The sequence below is a fragment of the Paraburkholderia fungorum genome (assembly GCF_046027605.1).
Taxonomy (GTDB): Bacteria; Pseudomonadota; Gammaproteobacteria; order Burkholderiales; family Burkholderiaceae; genus Paraburkholderia; species Paraburkholderia fungorum_F.
In genome coordinates, this window is record NZ_JAQQEF010000019.1 from 91,373 (window position 1) to 108,566 (window position 17,194).

Annotated in this window: 11 protein-coding genes; 4 read left to right on the forward strand and 7 right to left on the reverse strand. The window is 62.6% G+C overall.

The features are described 5' to 3' along the window. Window positions 1-257 precede the first annotated feature (257 nt). Together PQR53_RS27065 and PQR53_RS27070 are read left to right on the forward strand one after the other, a co-directional pair. A complete protein-coding gene (locus PQR53_RS27065; RefSeq protein WP_179734760.1) occupies window positions 258-1,517 on the forward strand; it encodes an MFS transporter in 1,260 nt (419 codons plus the stop codon). A gap of 17 nt (window positions 1,518-1,534) precedes the next feature. Further along, entirely contained in the window at window positions 1,535-2,800 is a 1,266-nt protein-coding gene (locus tag PQR53_RS27070) for a D-amino acid dehydrogenase (protein WP_408460933.1), read from the forward strand. Between the two features lie 233 nt (window positions 2,801-3,033). Here PQR53_RS27070 and PQR53_RS27075 read toward each other — a convergent pair whose 3' ends face one another. The 3 genes from PQR53_RS27075 to PQR53_RS27085 form a co-directional block, all read right to left on the reverse strand. Next, window positions 3,034-4,503, reverse strand: coding sequence for a glutamate synthase subunit beta (locus tag PQR53_RS27075; protein WP_408460936.1), 1,470 nt, complete (start codon window positions 4,501-4,503; stop codon window positions 3,034-3,036). 125 nt (window positions 4,504-4,628) lie between these two features. Then, entirely contained in the window at window positions 4,629-9,332 is a 4,704-nt protein-coding gene (locus PQR53_RS27080; protein ID WP_408460939.1) for a glutamate synthase-related protein, read from the reverse strand. A 298-nt stretch (window positions 9,333-9,630) separates the two neighbouring features. Beyond that, entirely contained in the window at window positions 9,631-10,338 is a 708-nt protein-coding gene (locus PQR53_RS27085) for a transposase (protein WP_408460941.1), read from the reverse strand. A gap of 187 nt (window positions 10,339-10,525) precedes the next feature. Here PQR53_RS27085 and PQR53_RS27090 point away from each other — a divergent pair, with 187 nt between their 5' ends. Next, the gene (locus PQR53_RS27090; protein WP_408460944.1) at window positions 10,526-11,251 is read left to right on the forward strand and encodes an OmpW/AlkL family protein; all 726 of its coding nucleotides are present in this window, start codon (window positions 10,526-10,528) and stop codon (window positions 11,249-11,251) included. Window positions 11,252-11,589: 338 nt separating this feature from the next. Further along, window positions 11,590-11,970 carry an ElaB/YgaM/YqjD family protein gene (locus PQR53_RS27095; protein ID WP_408460947.1) on the forward strand — a complete coding sequence of 127 codons (381 nt, stop codon included), beginning with the start codon at window positions 11,590-11,592 and terminating at the stop codon, window positions 11,968-11,970. Window positions 11,971-12,263: 293 nt separating this feature from the next. Here PQR53_RS27095 and PQR53_RS27100 read toward each other — a convergent pair whose 3' ends face one another. The 4 genes from PQR53_RS27100 to PQR53_RS27115 form a co-directional block, all read right to left on the reverse strand. Continuing rightward, window positions 12,264-13,415, reverse strand: coding sequence for a deoxyguanosinetriphosphate triphosphohydrolase (locus PQR53_RS27100; protein WP_408461015.1), 1,152 nt, complete (start codon window positions 13,413-13,415; stop codon window positions 12,264-12,266). A gap of 132 nt (window positions 13,416-13,547) precedes the next feature. Beyond that, on the reverse strand, window positions 13,548-14,633 hold the full coding sequence (gene aroB / locus PQR53_RS27105; protein WP_408460950.1) for a 3-dehydroquinate synthase: 1,086 nt from the start codon (window positions 14,631-14,633) through the stop codon (window positions 13,548-13,550). Then, window positions 14,633-15,184, reverse strand: a complete 552-nt coding sequence (locus tag PQR53_RS27110) for a shikimate kinase (protein ID WP_408460952.1) — start codon at window positions 15,182-15,184, stop codon at window positions 14,633-14,635. The genes aroB and PQR53_RS27110 overlap by 1 nt, the downstream gene beginning before the upstream one ends. Before the next feature lie 106 nt (window positions 15,185-15,290). Further along, window positions 15,291-16,943 carry a type IV pilus secretin PilQ gene (locus tag PQR53_RS27115; protein ID WP_408460955.1) on the reverse strand — a complete coding sequence of 551 codons (1,653 nt, stop codon included), beginning with the start codon at window positions 16,941-16,943 and terminating at the stop codon, window positions 15,291-15,293. Window positions 16,944-17,194 lie beyond the last annotated feature (251 nt).

Genomic DNA, 17,194 nt, shown 5'->3' on the forward strand with positions numbered 1-17,194 from the left:
CAGTTGGGAAGGGACGAGGTGGCGGGCGCTGGCGTGAGGAGGATTGTCGCAGCCTGAACGCTGCCGTTGCAGTCTAACGACGGTCGATGATTTTTGAGTTACACGGTAGTGGTTGGTAAGGAACTGGAAGTGCGTGTCCTACCCCGTCGCCATTTTTGACCACAACTGGCCGCACGACACCTCGTCCCCTTAGAATACAAAAACCCCACAATCAAGCCGCCGAAAGGCAAAAAGACAGCTGGAGACCACAAAAAAACATGCCCTCTCTCCAATGGTTCACCGAACTGACCCAGCGCGAACGCCGCACTCTCTATGCTGGCTTCGGCGGCTACGCAGTCGACGCCTTCGACTTCATGATCTACTCGTTCCTCATTCCGACACTGATCGCGACATGGGGCATGACCAAAAGCGAAGCCGGCATGATCGCGACCAGTTCGCTGATTTCGTCGGCGATCGGTGGCTGGCTCGCCGGTATCCTCGCCGACCGTTACGGACGAGTACGTGTCCTCCAGTGGACGATTGCCACCTTCGCGATCTTCACCTGCCTGTCCGGCTTCACGCACTCGTTCTGGCAACTGCTCACCACTCGTACGCTGCAAGGCATCGGCTTCGGCGGTGAATGGTCGGTGGTGACGATCATGATGGCTGAAACCATCCGCTCACCTCAGCATCGCGCGAAAGCCGTCGGCACTGTGCAAAGCAGCTGGTCTTTCGGCTGGGCAGCGGCGGCCATCATCTATTGGGCGTTCTTCGCGCTGCTGCCCGAGCAGTACGCATGGCGCGCCTGCTTCTGGATCGGCCTGCTGCCCGCGCTGTGGATCATCTACATTCGCCGCAATGTCAGCGATCCCGAGATTTTTCTCGAAACGCGCCGCGCTCGCGAGAGCGGTTTCGATACCTCGCACTTCCTGCAGATATTTTCCGGCGATCACCTCAAAACGACCTTGCTCGGCAGCGCGCTGTGCACCGGCATGCTCGGCGGCTACTACGCCATCACCACCTGGCTGCCGACCTACCTGAAAACCGTGCGCCATCTGTCGATCTTCAACACGAGCGGCTATCTGATCGTGCTGATTGTCGGCTCGTTCATGGGTTATATCGTCGGCGCGATTCTGTGCGACAAGATCGGCCGGCGCGCGTCGTTCGTGCTGTTTGCGATCGGCTCGTTCGTGCTCGGCATGGTCTACACCATGCTGCCGATCACCGACGGCATGATGCTCGCGCTCGGCTTTCCGCTCGGCATCGTCGTGCAAGGGATTTTCGCGGGCGTGGGCGCGTATCTGTCGGAGCTCTATCCGAATTCGATCCGTGGATCGGGGCAAGGCTTCTGCTACAACCTGGGTCGCGGTCTCGGCTCGTTCTTTCCGATTCTGGTGGGTACACTGTCGCAAACCATGACGCTTGTTAAGGCGATGGGTATCGTCGCCGGGTCCGGCTATCTGCTGGTGATCGTCGCCGCGGTGTGTCTGCCGGAAACCAAGGGCAAAGTGCTTGGCGCGACCCGCCCTACCGCCTGAAATCGCTGTACACACACATGAAAACGATTGTTCTGGGGGGCGGCGTGATTGGCGTCGCCACCGCGTTTTATCTGCGCCAGCAAGGCTGCGACGTCACCGTGATCGAGCGCGAGCCCGACGTCGCGCTTTCCACCAGTTTCGGCAACGCCGGCGTGATCGCGCCGGGCTATGTGACACCGTGGGCCGCGCCCGGCATGCCGACGAAAATCCTCAAGTATCTGTTCAAGCCGGCCTCGCCGCTGATCTTCCGCCCCACCTTCGATCCGGCTCAATGGCGTTGGATCGCGCGCTGGCTGCGCGAATGCGACCTCGAACGCTTTCGCGTCAACAAGCAGCGCATGCAACGCATCGCTTATTACAGCCGGGAGTGTCTGCACGAATTCCGTGGCCGTCATCCGTTCGACTATGGTCGCAGCCGGGGCTATCTGCAGTTGTTCCGCAGCGAGTACGACGTCGAACTCGCGCAACCCGCATTGGCGATTTTGCGCGACGCCGGGATCGCGCACCGTGAAGTGAGCGCGGCGCAGTGCGTCGAGATCGAACCGGGTTTGCGGTGGGCGCGTCAGACACCGCTCTCGGGTCTCTATCTCCCCGACGACGAAGCCGGCGATTGCGCCCGCTTCACCCGCGAACTGCGTGCGATCTGCGAGCGCAATGGCGTGCAGTTTCGCTTCGACACGCGCGTGGCGGGACTCGATGTAGAACGCCATACGGTGCGCGGCGTGCGGATCGAGAGCGAGCGTGGCAGCGAGACGGTGCAAGCGGATGCGGTGGTGGTGGCGCTGGGCGTCGACAGTGCGGCGCTGCTCGCGCCACTCGGCGTGAAGGTGCCGCTCTACCCGGTCAAAGGCTATTCGGCAACCCTGCCCGTCACCGATGAAGAAAAAGCCCCGCGCGCGGCGCTGATGGACGAATCGCTGAAGACGGCGATCACGCGCTTCGGCAACAACCTGCGCGTGGCGGGCACGGCGGAACTCGGCAATCGTCAGACCACGTTACGCGAACAGGCCCTGCAGACGCTGATGAAGGTACTCGGCGACTGGTTTCCGCACGCGGCCAATCCCACTTCCGCGCACTTCTGGGTGGGCCGCCGTCCGATGACACCCGACGGCGCGCCGTTGCTGGGTCCGTCGGGTGTGGACAATCTGTGGCTGAACGTCGGACACGGTTCGACGGGATGGGCGATGTCGATGGGCTCGGGGCGCGTGGTTGCGGATCTCATCACGCAGCGCCAGCCGGAAATTGATCTGGATGGGCTGACACTGGCGCGCTATCGGAAATGACAGCGCGCGGATAAACCGCGGCGTGAAGTGCGACGCGTTGCGTTCGCGTACGGGACCGCAAACGAGTCATAACGTGGACGGCCTCCCTCGACTCTCCGCGTGCAACAGACGTTAAAAAGCCGGGTCACCCTCTCAGGTGCCCGCCTTTGTTTTCTACCGCTTTGTCGTCTCCACCTCTTCCTGCAAGCAGTCGCCCGTTTCCAGCTTGAACCGCGGAAACCGGCCAGAGACGTTTAACGCGGCAGTTCCGAATGACCCATCAGGAAGGCGTCGACCGAACGTGCGCACTGACGGCCTTCGCGAATCGCCCACACCACCAGCGACTGGCCACGACGCATATCGCCCGCCGTGAAGACCTTGTCCACCGACGTGTAATACGCCTTGTCGCCTTCGGTCGCGGCGCGCACGTTGCCGCGCGCATCCTTGTCGACGCCGAACGCTTCAAGTACCGGCGATACCGGCTGCGTGAAGCCCATGGCCAGCAGCACCAGATCGGCCTTCATTTCGAATTCCGAGTTCGGCACTTCCTGCATCTTGCCGTCCTTCCATTCGACGCGCGCGGCGATCAGCTTCTCGACCTTGCCGTTCTTGCCTTCGAGACGCTTGGTCGCAACCGCCCAATCGCGCTCGCAGCCTTCGTCATGCGACGACGACGTGCGCAGCTTGATCGGCCAGTACGGCCAAACCAAAGGCTTGTTCTCTTCTTCCGGCGGTTGCGGCAGCAGCTCGAACTGCGTGACGCTCTTCGCGCCATGCCGATTCGACGTGCCGACGCAGTCCGAACCCGTATCGCCGCCGCCGATCACGACCACATGCTTGCCCTTGGCGAGCAACTGGTTCGCGACCTTGTCGCCGGCGTTGACCTTGTTCTGCTGCGGCAGAAATTCCATCGCGTAGTGGATGCCTTCCAGCTCACGGCCGGGCACCGGCAAATCGCGCGGCGTTTCCGAACCGCCGGCGATCACCACCGCGTCGAACTGTTCTTTCAGCTCTGCCGGCGTGATGGTTTCCTTCGCGGTATTGCCGATGTATTCCGGTAGCGAATCCGCGCGGCCGATGAATACGTTGGCGCGGAACGTCACGCCTTCGGCTTCCATCTGGCGCATGCGGCGGTCGATCAACCACTTCTCCAGCTTGAAGTCGGGAATGCCGTAACGCAGCAAACCACCGATGCGGTCGTTCTTTTCGAACACGGTCACATCGTGCCCCACGCGCGCGAGTTGCTGCGCGACGGCCAAACCGGCGGGGCCTGATCCGACCACGGCGACCTTCTTGCCGGTCTTGTGCTTCGGCGGCAGCGGCGCGACCCAACCTTCCGCCCACGCTTTGTCGATGATCGCGTGTTCGATCGACTTGATGCCGACAGCGTCGTCGTTGATGCCGAGCGTACATGCCGCTTCGCACGGAGCCGGGCAGATGCGGCCCGTGAACTCCGGGAAGTTGTTCGTGGAGTGCAGCACTTCAATCGCGTTCTTCCAGTCCTGATGGAACACCAGGTCGTTGAAGTCCGGGATGATGTTGTTCACCGGGCAGCCGTTGTTGCAGAACGGAATGCCGCAGTCCATGCAACGCGCGCCTTGAATCTTCGCTTCGTCGTCGGTCAGGGCCGCGACGAATTCCTTGTAGTGCTTCACACGCGTGAGCGGAGCTTCGTACGCCTCGTGGCGGCGCTCGAACTCGAGAAAACCGGTTGCCTTGCCCATGTGGTTCTCTTCTCTATCTGTATCAGGTGGGTGATCTTCACCCGCCGCGCGGACCGACTGAACGGTGAGGCGCGGCGGGTACGGCTAAATGTGACGTCTTCTGTGCTGTGGTGATCAGGAGGCGATTACGCGGCGAGGACTTCCTTGCTCGCCTTCTTCGCTGCCATCTCGCCCAGCGCGCGCTTGTATTCGGTCGGGAATACCTTCACGAATTGACGGCGCGACGCATCCCAGTTTTCGAGCAACGCCTTTGCACGCGGCGAACCCGTGAACTGGAAGTGACTTTCGATGAGACCCTTGAGCAGGGCTTCGTCGGTCGTGCCGCTGTGCCACAAGCCCTTGTCGACCGTGCGTTCCTGTTCGGCCTGTTGCAGGACCGGATCGAGCGCGACCATCGACTTGTTGCACTTGCCCGCGAACGTATTGTCCGGGTCGTACACGTAAGCGATACCGCCCGACATACCGGCCGCGAAGTTACGACCCGTTTCGCCGAGCACGATCACCGTGCCGCCCGTCATGTATTCGCAACCGTGGTCGCCGGTGCCTTCGACAACCGCCGTCGCACCGGAGTTACGCACGCAGAAACGCTCGCCGGCAACGCCGCGGAAGAACGCTTCGCCTTCAATCGCGCCATACATCACCGTGTTGCCGCAGATGATGTTCTCTTCCGACTTGCCGCGGAAATCGTTGGTCGGACGAATGATGATGCGGCCGCCCGAGAGACCCTTGCCGACGTAGTCGTTACCGTCGCCAACCAGATCCAGCGTCACGCCTCTCGCGAGGAACGCGCCGAAGCTCTGACCCGCGGTGCCCTTCAACTGGATGTGAATCGTGTCGTCAGGCAGGCCGTCGTGGCCGTACTTCTTCGCGATCGTGCCGGACAGCATCGCGCCGACCGTACGGTTCACGTTGCGCACCGGCTGGATGAACGAGACGTGTTCGCCCTTCTCGATCGCGGCCTTCGACTTCTCGATCAGCACGTGATCCAGTGCCTTCTCGAGACCGTGGTCCTGCACGTCGACGTGTTTGCGTGCGACTTCAGCCGAAACCTGCGGCTGATAGAACACGCGCGAGAAGTCGAGACCCTTTGCCTTCCAGTGTTCGACGCCCTTCTTCATGTCGAGCAGTTCGGCGTGCCCGATCAGATCTTCGAACTTGCGGATGCCCAGTTGCGCCATGATTTCGCGCGCTTCTTCCGCAACGAAGAAGAAGAAGTTGACGACGTGTTCCGGCTGACCCTGGAACTTCGCACGCAGCACCGGATCTTGCGTCGCGACGCCGACCGGGCAGGTGTTCAGGTGGCACTTGCGCATCATGATGCAGCCTTCGACGACGAGCGGCGCCGTCGCGAAACCGAATTCGTCCGCGCCGAGCAGCGCGCCGATCACGACGTCGCGTCCGGTCTTCATCTGACCGTCGGCCTGCACGCGGATACGGCCGCGCAGCTGGTTCAGCACCAGGGTTTGCTGCGTTTCGGCCAGACCCAGTTCCCACGGCGTGCCGGCATGCTTCACCGACGACAACGGCGAAGCACCCGTGCCACCGTCATGGCCCGCGATCACGACGTGATCGGCCTTCGCCTTGGCAACACCCGCGGCAACCGTACCGACACCCGATTCCGACACCAGCTTCACCGACACGCTCGCCGCCGAGTTGGCGTTCTTCAGATCGTGAATCAGTTGCGCCAGATCTTCGATCGAGTAGATGTCGTGGTGCGGCGGCGGCGAGATCAGACCCACGCCCGGCACCGAGTAACGCAGCTTGCCGATGTAGTCGGACACCTTGTGGCCCGGCAGCTGACCGCCTTCGCCCGGCTTCGCGCCTTGCGCCATCTTGATCTGGATCTGATCAGCCGACGCGAGGTATTCCGCCGTCACGCCGAAACGGCCTGACGCCACCTGCTTGATCTTCGAGCGCAGCGAATCGCCGTCCTTCAGCGGAATGTCGACGATCACTTCATCGCCGATCACCGACTTCATCGTGTCGCCGTTCTTGATCGGAATGCCGCGCAGTTCGTTGCGATAACGGTTCACGTCCTCGCCGCCTTCGCCGGTGTTCGACTTGCCGCCGATGCGGTTCATCGCAACAGCCAGCGTGGCATGCGCCTCGGTCGAGATCGAGCCCAGCGACATCGCGCCGGTTGCGAAACGCTTGACGATGTCTTTCGCCGATTCCACTTCGTCGAGCGGAATCGCCTTGGTCGGATCGAACTTGAATTCGAACAGGCCGCGGAACGTCATGTGGCGTTTGGTCTGATCGTTGATCAGATGCGCGTATTCCTTGTACGTCTGGTAAGAGTTGCTGCGCGCCGAGTGCTGCAGCTTGGCGATCGCATCCGGCGTCCACATGTGTTCTTCGCCGCGCACGCGGTACGCGTACTCGCCGCCCGCATCGAGCATGTTCGCAAGGATCGGGTTGTCGCCGAACGCGTCGCGGTGCAGACGGATCGCTTCTTCCGCGACGTCGAACAGGCCGATGCCGCCGACCTTCGACGACGTGCCCTTGAAGTACTTCACCACCAGGTCTTCAGCCAGACCGACCGCTTCGAAAATCTGCGCGCCGGTGTAGGACATGTAGGTCGAAATGCCCATCTTCGACATGACCTTCATCAGGCCCTTGCCGACTGCCTTGGTGAAGTTGTAGACCGCCTTTTCAGGCGACAGGTCACCCTTCAGGCCCGCTGCGAGCTGGCCGAGTGTTTCCATCGCGAGGTACGGGTGCACGGCTTCCGCGCCGTAGCCCGCGAGCAACGCGAAGTGGTGCGTTTCACGCGCCGAGCCGGTTTCCACGACGAGACCCGCGCTCGTGCGTAGACCGTGCTGCACAAGATGCGTGTGGATCGCGGCCGTTGCCAGCAAGGCCGGAATCGCGACGTTGTCGCGGTCGGTCTTACGGTCCGACACGATCAGCATGTTGTAGCCGGACTTGACCGCATCGACGGCTTCCGCGCACAACGAGGCCAGGCGCGCTTCAATGCCTTCCTTGCCCCACGCCACCGGATAGCAGATGTTCAGTTCATATGAGCTGAACTTGCCGCCCGTGTACTGATCGATCGCGCGGATCTTCGCAATGTCCTTGAAGTCGAGCACCGGCTGCGATACTTCGAGCCGCATCGGCGGGTTGATGTTGTTCGTGTCCAGCAGGTTCGGTTTCGGACCGACGAACGACACCAGCGACATCACCATGTTTTCACGGATCGGGTCGATCGGCGGGTTCGTGACTTGCGCGAACAGCTGCTTGAAGTAGTGATAGAGCGTCTTGTTCTTGTTGGACATGACGGCCAGCGGCGAGTCGTTGCCCATCGAACCGACGGCTTCTTCGCCGGCTTGCGCCATCGGCGCCATCAGGAACTTGAGGTCTTCCTGCGTGTAGCCGAACGCCTGCTGGCGATCCAGCAAGGCAGCGGGTTCACGGCGTTCCGTCACGACGTCTTCGGCCTTCGGCTCGATTTCGTCGAGCTTGATGCGCACGGCGTCGATCCAGCTCTTGTAGGGCTTGGCGTTCGCGAGGTTGTCCTTCAGTTCCTTGTCGTCGATGATGCGGCCGTGCTCCATGTCGATCAGGAACATCTTGCCCGGCTGCAGACGCCACTTCTTGACGATCTTCGACTCGGGAATCGGCAACGTGCCCGCTTCCGACGCCATGATGACCAGGTCGTCGTCGGTGACGATGTAGCGCGCCGGACGCAGGCCGTTACGGTCGAGCGTCGCGCCGATCTGACGGCCGTCGGTGAAGGCGATCGCAGCGGGGCCGTCCCACGGCTCCATCATTGCGGCGTGGTATTCGTAGAACGCGCGGCGGTTGTCGTCCATCAGCGTGTGCTGTTCCCAGGCTTCCGGGATCATCATCATCACAGCGTGGACGAGCGGATAGCCGGCCATGACCAGCAGTTCGAGGCAGTTGTCGAACGAGGCGGTGTCCGATTGGCCCGGATAGATCAGCGGCCACAGCTTCGGCAGATCGTCGCCGAGCACGTGCGACGCGATCGCGCCGGTGCGGGCGTTCAGCCAGTTGACGTTGCCCTTCACCGTGTTGATTTCGCCGTTGTGGGCGATCATGCGATACGGGTGAGCCAGTTCCCACGCCGGGAACGTGTTGGTCGAGAAGCGTTGGTGCACCAGCGCCAGCGCCGACACGGTGCGCTCGTCCTGCAAGTCGCGGTAGTACACGCCAACCTGGCCGGCCAGCAACAGGCCCTTGTAGACGACCGTGCGCGCCGAGCAGGAAGGCACGAAGTATTCCTTGCCGTGCTTCAGCTTGAGCGCCTGGATGCGGTGGCTCGCGGTCTTGCGGATCACGTACAGCTTCCGCTCGAGCGCGTCGGTCACCATGATGTCCTTGCCGCGGCCGATGAAGATCTGGCGGATCAGCGGCTCGCTCGCCTTGACGGTGGGCGAAATCGGCATGGTGTGGTCGACCGGCACGTCGCGCCAGCCCAGCACGACCTGGCCTTCGGCCTTCACCGTGCGTTCCAGTTCCTGTTCGCAGGCGAGACGCGAGGCGTGTTCCTTCGGCAGGAAGACCATGCCGACACCGTATTCGCCGTGCGGCGGCAACACGACGCCCTGCTTGGCCATTTCCTCGCGATAGAAACCGTCCGGAATCTGGATCAGGATGCCGGCACCGTCGCCCATCAGCGGATCGGCGCCGACGGCGCCCCGGTGGTCGAGGTTCTCGAGAATCTTCAGGCCTTGCTCGATGATCTCGTGGCTTTTCTTGCCCTTGATATGGGCAACGAAGCCGACGCCACAGGCGTCATGTTCGTTTTGCGGGTCGTACAGACCTTGCGCGGCGGGAACCGGGTGAGCGGGTTGCTGGTGGTCGTTCATGGGGACACCGTCTGTGAGGGGCCGGTCAGGCCGTTAAAACCGTTTTTCTATTGCCGCAGTTCGCACCGCAACCACGTCGGCGAGTTCAGTACGCAAGAGGGTGCACATACCAAAAAGCGCCGGAATTCGGAATATACGCGACGAATCAACGGAATAGCAAATAAAACGTGATGGTCGATCCCCAATTATCAAGTTGGTGCATTGCGGTCGTTTTTTATTGGTGCCACATCAAAAAAGTGCAAAAGAAAACGGCATTCGAAAATGCCGTTCGGGGTGAGGCCGTTTGATTTGAAACACTTTATTGCGTCTGGGGCGTTTCGCGCACCTTGCGCGGCCGTCCGCGTGGCAGCGGAGATACGCGCCGGTTGGCGGCCCGCGCCGCCCATTCGCGATAAGTATCACTGCCCAGAACCCAGCCTTTCAGGGTGGCCTGCTGAAGCTGACTGGCTTCACGTTCGTCGAGCGGCTGCTCGCACAGCTCGCGGTATGCGCGCTGCCGTTCGAACGGCGTGTTACCGAGCGACCAGTACAGCGGGTGGTCGGTAATCAGGCTGTCTAGCGTCAGGCCGATGTGATGGCGGTAGCTCGACCAGCGATAGTCCTCGGGCGTGCTCACCAGCCCCGCGCGCACCGGCGACATTTCGACAACGCGGCTGGCCAGCAGGAAATAGCGCTCGCCTTCGATCACCGTGGCGCGGTAGCGGCCCTCCCATAGCGTGCCGCGGCGCGCGTAACGCCGGTTGAAATGCGCTACGTAGCGGCGCCCTACTGCCTGCATCGCCTTCGGCAGGCTCGACTCCTCGGTCGGCGTGACGAGCAGCTGTACCGAGCCCGGCATCAACGCGTACGCGTGGATGGACAGGTGATGGTCGCGTGAAGCCGCTTTCAAACAGTCGATGAAAAGCTCGTAGTCCTGGTCGTCGACGAATGCGGGTTGCTGATCGAGTCCGCGGAGAATGACGTGTTGCGGCTGGTCAGGGACATAAAGACGTGCAAGCCGTGCCATGCTGGAGTATCCAATAGTCGCGTTGGTACATACCCGAAGGTCCGAAGAACCGCGCGCGCCCGGGGTTCGGCGCAGCACGGCTAAGCCAGAAACCGCGCGGAGCCTAGGGAGAAAGCTCTAACCGCCGCGTATGGTTTGTTTCAAACGTTGTAGTCATAATGAGCGGGCCTTTTTTGGAGGAGCACATATGAAATTAAAACAGGCCGTAACGGGGATCGCGGCGCTAGCCTGTATGACAACAGCAGCGCACGCGCAATCGGCCGGAAGCTTTTACGTCACATCAGGCTGGTTCCATCTTGCGCCTCAATCGAGCAGCGAGCCGCTGAGAGTGACAAGCGTTGGGGGCAGCCCGACCAACCTCCCCCAAGCCAACACCGGTGCATCACTCAGTTCAGCTGACACGCTTGGCTTCACTGCCGGTTACTTCATCACAGACCACATCGCCACCGAGTTCGTAATCGGCGTCCCGCCTTCGTTCGACCTGAACGGCACGGGCAACCTCGAACAATTCGGCAAGCTCGGTCAGGCGAAACAGTGGAGCCCGACTCTGCTGTTCAAGTACTACTTCAACGCTCCGACCGCTACGTTCCGCCCGTATCTCGGCGTTGGTGTGAGCCGCATCTGGTTCACCGACGAAAAGATCACCAACGGCGCGTTCGAGGCGGGTGTTCTGCATGGTCCGACCAGCGTCTCTACGGATAGTTCGTGGGAGCCGGTGTTTAATGCGGGTTTCACCTATGCGTTCAACCAGCACTGGTTCGCGGGTGTCTCGATCTCGTACCTGCCGCTCAGCACGACTGCCAAGCTGAACACCGCCGCCAATACCCCGGTCGGTACGCTGAATGTGCAGTCGCAAACCAAGATCAAGCTGAACCCTATCGTTACCTACGTCAACATTGGTTACCGTTTCTAACGCGTCATGAAATTGGGGCCGTTGAGTTAGGGTAGTCGAATTTTCGTGGCTTGGACAACGCCGTCATGCATTCAATGACGGCGTTTTTTTGATTCATGCACGTTGGGAGACCGTTTGCGGCGTGCGGAACTCAATTCGGTGCCCGGGCGGGAGCGTTTGTAAATTTGACCCATCAACGGGCCGGCTCGTGCAATATCTGCTGACGAATGTGAGGTGGCGCTACGGTGTATAGGGGCTGCCGGTTTGGCACCGAAGTTGCGTTCTCAGGGTGTTTCCCGCGTGACAACGTGTGTCTGCGTGACAGCGTGGGACCCTTCACCCTCATCGACGGAGCGACCATGACAGCACTTCCGAACACGCGAGACGCCCTCGGCGAATCCTGGACCACCACCAGCCGCCGCGCGCGGCGTATCGCTCGCCATAGCCGCCATGCGGCCGAAGATATCGCAGGCGAACTGCGCAACTTGATGTCGGAGCTGGAGTCCACTCTGGCAGACGGCACCCAGGCAGACGCGGTGGCGCTGCGCGGCAAATTGCGTAAGCAGCTCGACGCCGCGCGTGCCCGTTTGAACGACACCCGCGAAGCCGTTCGCGAACGCGCTGAAGTCGCGATCGCCGACGCTGACGATTACGTGCATGAGAATCCGTGGCAGACGGTGGCGATTGTCGGCGGCGTTGCGTTGATCGCGGGCGCGCTGTTCGCGGCGCGGCTGCGCTAGGCGCGGGTGCGTAAGGCGCGGCTGCGCCAGGCAAGTTGGGGTAAGCGCGCTACGGCCAGGTAGCGAGTCGGCAGGGCCGTCGCGTGTGACGCCTTTGGCGGCACGCAGGTCGGAGCACTGACGCCAAGTTCGGGCACCGGCTTCTGGCGGAGGTCTCGAATCGCCACCGGCGCAGGTGGCCGCCGCACGCTTCTCGAGCGCGAGGCTCATATCGACTTATGGCGCGGCGGCCCGCGCCAGAAGTCGGCCTGCGCCGCAACAGCGTAGGCGGCCCGACCTGGCCGCAGGTCCAATCAGTTGTCGTCGATCACAAACAGCCGCTGGTATTCCTTCACCGCATAGCGATCCGTCATACCCGCGATGTAGTGGGCGATCAACCGCGGTTGCATCGACGCGTCCGTCGTTTGATAGCTGGGTGGCAATAGCCTCGGATCTTCCGTGAACGCATCGAACAGCCCGGCCACCACGCGGCGCGCCTTGTTGGCCATGCGCATGACGCGATAGTGTCGATACAGGTTCTTGAACAGAAAGCGCTTGAGCGTCGCAGCCTGCGCGGCGATCGCTTCGCTGTGTGCGACCAGCGGCGGTGCGGCCCGCACATCGTCGAGCGAGACTGGCGCGTGCCTTGCAAGATTGAGCAAGGTCGTATCGATCAGATCGACGATCAACGTGTTGATGATGCGGCGCACCGTCTCGTGAATCAGCCGTCGCCCTTCGATCTGCGGGAAATCGCCACGCGCCGCCACGTAATGGGTCTGCCATAACTCCACTTCGGCAAGCAGCTCCACCGTAAGCAAGCCCGAACGCAAGCCGTCGTCGACATCGTGATTGTTGTATGCGATCTCATCGGCGACGTTGGCGATCTGCGCTTCTATGGAAGGCTGCCGCCCCTCCAGAAAACGCTCGCCGAGCGCGCCGAGCCGCCGCGCGTTCTCGCGCGAGCAGTGCTTGAGAATGCCCTCGCGCGTTTCAAAGCAAAGGTTCAGCCCATTGAACGCGCCGTAGTGCTCCTCCAGATCGTCGACCACCGCGAGGCTTTGCAGATTGTGCTCGAAGCCGCCATGTTCGCGCATGCATTCGTTCAGCGCGTCCTGGCCCGCGTGACCGAACGGCGTATGGCCGAGATCGTGCGCCAGCGAAATGGCTTCGACGAGGTCCTCGTTGACGCGCAGATTGCGGGCCACCGAACGGGCGATCTGCGCGACTTCGAGACTATGGGTGAGTCGCGTGCGAAACAGATCGCCCTCGTGATTGACGAATACCTGTGTCTTATATTCAAGCCGGCGGAACGCCGTGGAGTGGACGATACGATCGCGATCGCGCTGGAATTCGGTGCGCGCGCTGGGCGCGGCTTCGGGATAGCGGCGCCCGCGTGATTGGGCGGAATGTGCCGCGTACGGCGCGAGATGCGCTTCGAGCGCTTCCTGCGCGGGCACGCCACTCACGGGCGTGCCGGGCGTGTCTGCGGGGCCATGCTTTACATCGTCGCTGCGCCTGTCAGTCACCGGATTCTCCGAAACATGGGCGGCGCCTCGTGACGCTGGTGCGTGAACCTTTGCTGCAATGCCCTGCCGTTTCTAGATGGCAGCGGCCAGCGTGGCGTGCACCTCGGCGTCGGGCGCCTGGGTGATCAGCGTCTCACCGAAACGCTTCAGCAGAATGAATTTGATCGCGCCGGCTTCCGCCTTCTTGTCGACGCGCATGAGTTCGACGTAACGCGAGTCACCGAGTGCCGGCGCACGGGTAGGCAGATGGGCGGCGACGATCACGTCGACCAGACGCTTGCGCGCGGCTTCGTCGAGATAGCCCATGCGCACCGACAGGTCCGCCGCCATCACCATTCCGCAGCCCACCGCCTCGCCGTGCAGCCACTCGCCGTAGCCAAGCCCGGCTTCGATCGCGTGGCCGAAGGTGTGGCCGAAATTGAGAATCGCGCGCAGTCCGCCTTCGCGCTCATCCTGCGCCACGACCGACGCCTTGATCTCGCACGAGCGCTTGACCGCCTCGGCCAGCGCTTGCGGCTCGCAGCGATTGAGCGCCTCGATGTTCGCTTCGATCCAGTTGAAGAAACCGGCGTCAGCAATGGCGCCGGTCTTGATCACTTCGGCGACGCCTGCTGCCAGTTCGCGTGCCGGCAGCGTGCGCAGCGCACCGATGTCGGCGATCACAGCCTGTGGCTGGTAGAACGCGCCGATCATGTTCTTGCCGAGCGGATGGTTGATACCGGTCTTGCCGCCCACCGACGAATCGACCTGCGACAGCAAGGTAGTCGGCACCTGGATGAACGGCACGCCGCGCATGTAGCAGGCCGCGGCAAAACCCGTCATGTCGCCGATCACGCCGCCGCCGAGAGCGATCAGCGTGGTCTTGCGATCCGCGCGCGAGCCCAGCAGTGCGTCGAAAATCAGATTCAGCGTTTCGAGATTCTTGTACGCCTCGCCGTCCGGCAAAACGACCGTGGAGATCTGTTTGCCGAGCGGCGCAAGCGCCGCACGCAGTTGGTCGCCGTAAAGCGGATCGACCGTGGTGTTCGTGACGATCGTGACCGAGCTGCCGGCGATATGCGGCGCGAACAGCGCGGTCTGGCCGATCAGATCGGCACCGATATGGATGGGGTAGGCGCGCTCGCCCAGTTCGACGTTGACGGTAATCATACGGTCCATTATGACGCAGGATGTTTGGCGACGCCGGCCAGCTCGAGCTGCATCAGAACCATATTGACGAGTCCGTTGACCGAAGGCCGGCCGGTTTCGATCACAAAGTGCGCGCATTCCCGGTATAGCGGATCGCGTACTTCGTAGAGCGCTTCGAGACGCGCTTTGGGGTCTTCGGTCTGCAACAGCGGGCGGTTTTTGTCGCGCCGGGTGCGCAGCCACAGATCATGTGGATTCGCGCGCAAGTAGATCACCACGCCCCGATTTTGCAGCGCTTCGCGGTTTTCCGGCCGCAAGACCGCACCGCCGCCCGTGGCCAGCACGATATTATCGCGCCCGGTCAGGTCGGAAATCACGTCTGCTTCGCGATCGCGAAAGCCCGCTTCGCCTTCCATCTCGAAGATCACCGGAATGCGCGCGCCCGTGCGTGCCTCGATTTCATGATCGGAATCGAAGAACGGGCGATCGAGACGGCGCGCAATGGCCCGACCCACGGTGGTCTTGCCTGCCCCCATGAGCCCTACAAAAAATACATTGGCGTGTGCGTCCCGCGCTTGCAACGGTGTCCTCTGGCTAATCCGGTATGGTTCGTGCCGCAGCTTACTGGCAAAGCGGCTGCCTTGTCGAGCCTGCAGGCCGCCGCTGGACGGCGGCAGCAGCATGCCCCTAATTTGTCTGAACGACGCGCGGCGTGATGAAAACTGCCAGTTCACTGCGCTGGTCCCGATGGGCCCGATGGCGAAAAAGCGCACCTAAAACAGGTATTTTGCCCAGGACCGGCACGCGCGTCACATCGTCACGGTCGTCGGTCGCGTAAATTCCGCCGATCGACACCGTACCACCATCTTCGACTTCGACGCGCGTTTGCACGTGTTTGGTGTTGATCGCGGGTCCGGCATCGGTCTGTTCGCCGACGCTGTCTTTGGCGACGTCGAGGTCCAGCACCACCCTGCCGTCCGGCATGATTTGCGGCTCGACCTCCAGTTTGAGCGTGGCGCGGCGAAACTGCACGCCCGACACGCCCTGCCCGACTTTCGCCTGATACGGCAGCTCGGTACCCTGCTCGACCACCGCCTTCATCCGGTCCGCGGTGACGACGCGAGGGCTCGAGACGATTTCACCGCGCCCTTCCGCCTCCAGCGCGCTCAGCTCGATGTTCAGGAGACGCGTCGCCCCGGCTGCGAATAAGGTCAGCCCGGCGGTGGCGGCGTCAAAACCGGAAATTGGCCGGGCCGACAGATCGTACACGGTGCCGTCCTTACCGCCCGTCAAGCCCCGGGCCGTGCCGTCGGCGTTGGCGGCTGCCATGGAAAGACGCACCCCGAGATTGCGCGAAAACCCGTGCTCGCCCTCGACGATACGCGCTTCGATCAATACCTGACGGGTCGGCCGGTCGACGGAGGCAAGCAAGGCCGTGATCTGCGCGAGCCGTGCTTCGAGATCGGTGACGAACAGCAGATTGGTGCGCGGGTCGGCAGTCGCGGCGCCGCGTTTGGATAGCACGCGCTGATTGCCGGCGCCGCTCAGCAGACGCCGCACGTCCTCCGCGCGCGCGTAGTGCAGCTCGAACGTACGGCTGGCGAGCGGCTCAAGATCGGCGGCTCTCGCGTGAGCTTCGAAACGCAGCCGTTCGCGCGCGGCCAGATCCGCGCCCGGCGCGACCCAGATCACGTTGCCGTGGCGCTCCATGGCGAGCCCATTGACGTCGAGCAAAGTGTCGAACGCGGTGCGCCACGGCACCTTGTCGAGCCGCAATGAAACGGCGCCGCGCACTCTCTCGCTCGAGACGATGTTCAGTCCGGTGAACTGGGCGAACGCGTTAAGCACCGCACCGAGTTCGGCACGCTGAAAATTCAACGAGATCGGTTTGTCGTCGGCGGCGAGTTGAGCGTCTGCTGGCGTTTTCGGTGCGCCGCTCAGACGCGCGAGCGGAGGCAGCGGCACCGGCGGTCCTTCGAGCACCGCGGCTCCGGTGAGGTCGTCGCGGGCCGCTGCTGCGGTGACATTGTCGCGAGTCGAGGTTGGGGACCGCCTCGGTAGCGGCATTGAGCCGTCCGCGTCATTGGCCAGATCGTCGGCCAGGTCGGCACGGCCAGTCCCGGAGATCGCCGCCGCTCGCGATATGCCAGACTCGGCGCCAGGCTCAACAGCGGAATCGTCACGGAACGGGTTGGCGACTTCGGCCGCGCTGCCTCGCGGCAGCGGCGGTACGTCGTATCGAGCACCGGGGAGCGCGATGGCGTCGTCGAGCGGTATGTATGCGGGTAGCGGTGGCAGCGGTGGAGTCGACGCGTGCGCCATGCCGGCGCTTATCGCCATCCCCGCGACCAGGCTGCGAAGGGGGCTGCGAAGGGGGCTGCGAAGCGCGTTGCGAAGCGGGCTGCCAACCGGATTAACCGGACGCTTGACCGGGCTGCGCACCGTACTCTTGACCGGAGTGCGAACCGCACTGCGAGGAGGGCTGTGAACCGTGTTGCGAACCGAGCTGCGAACCACGTTGGAAACCACCCTCCCACCCATATCTCCCGGCATGCCGCAACCCACGCCAAAGCCAAACCACGCACGAACGC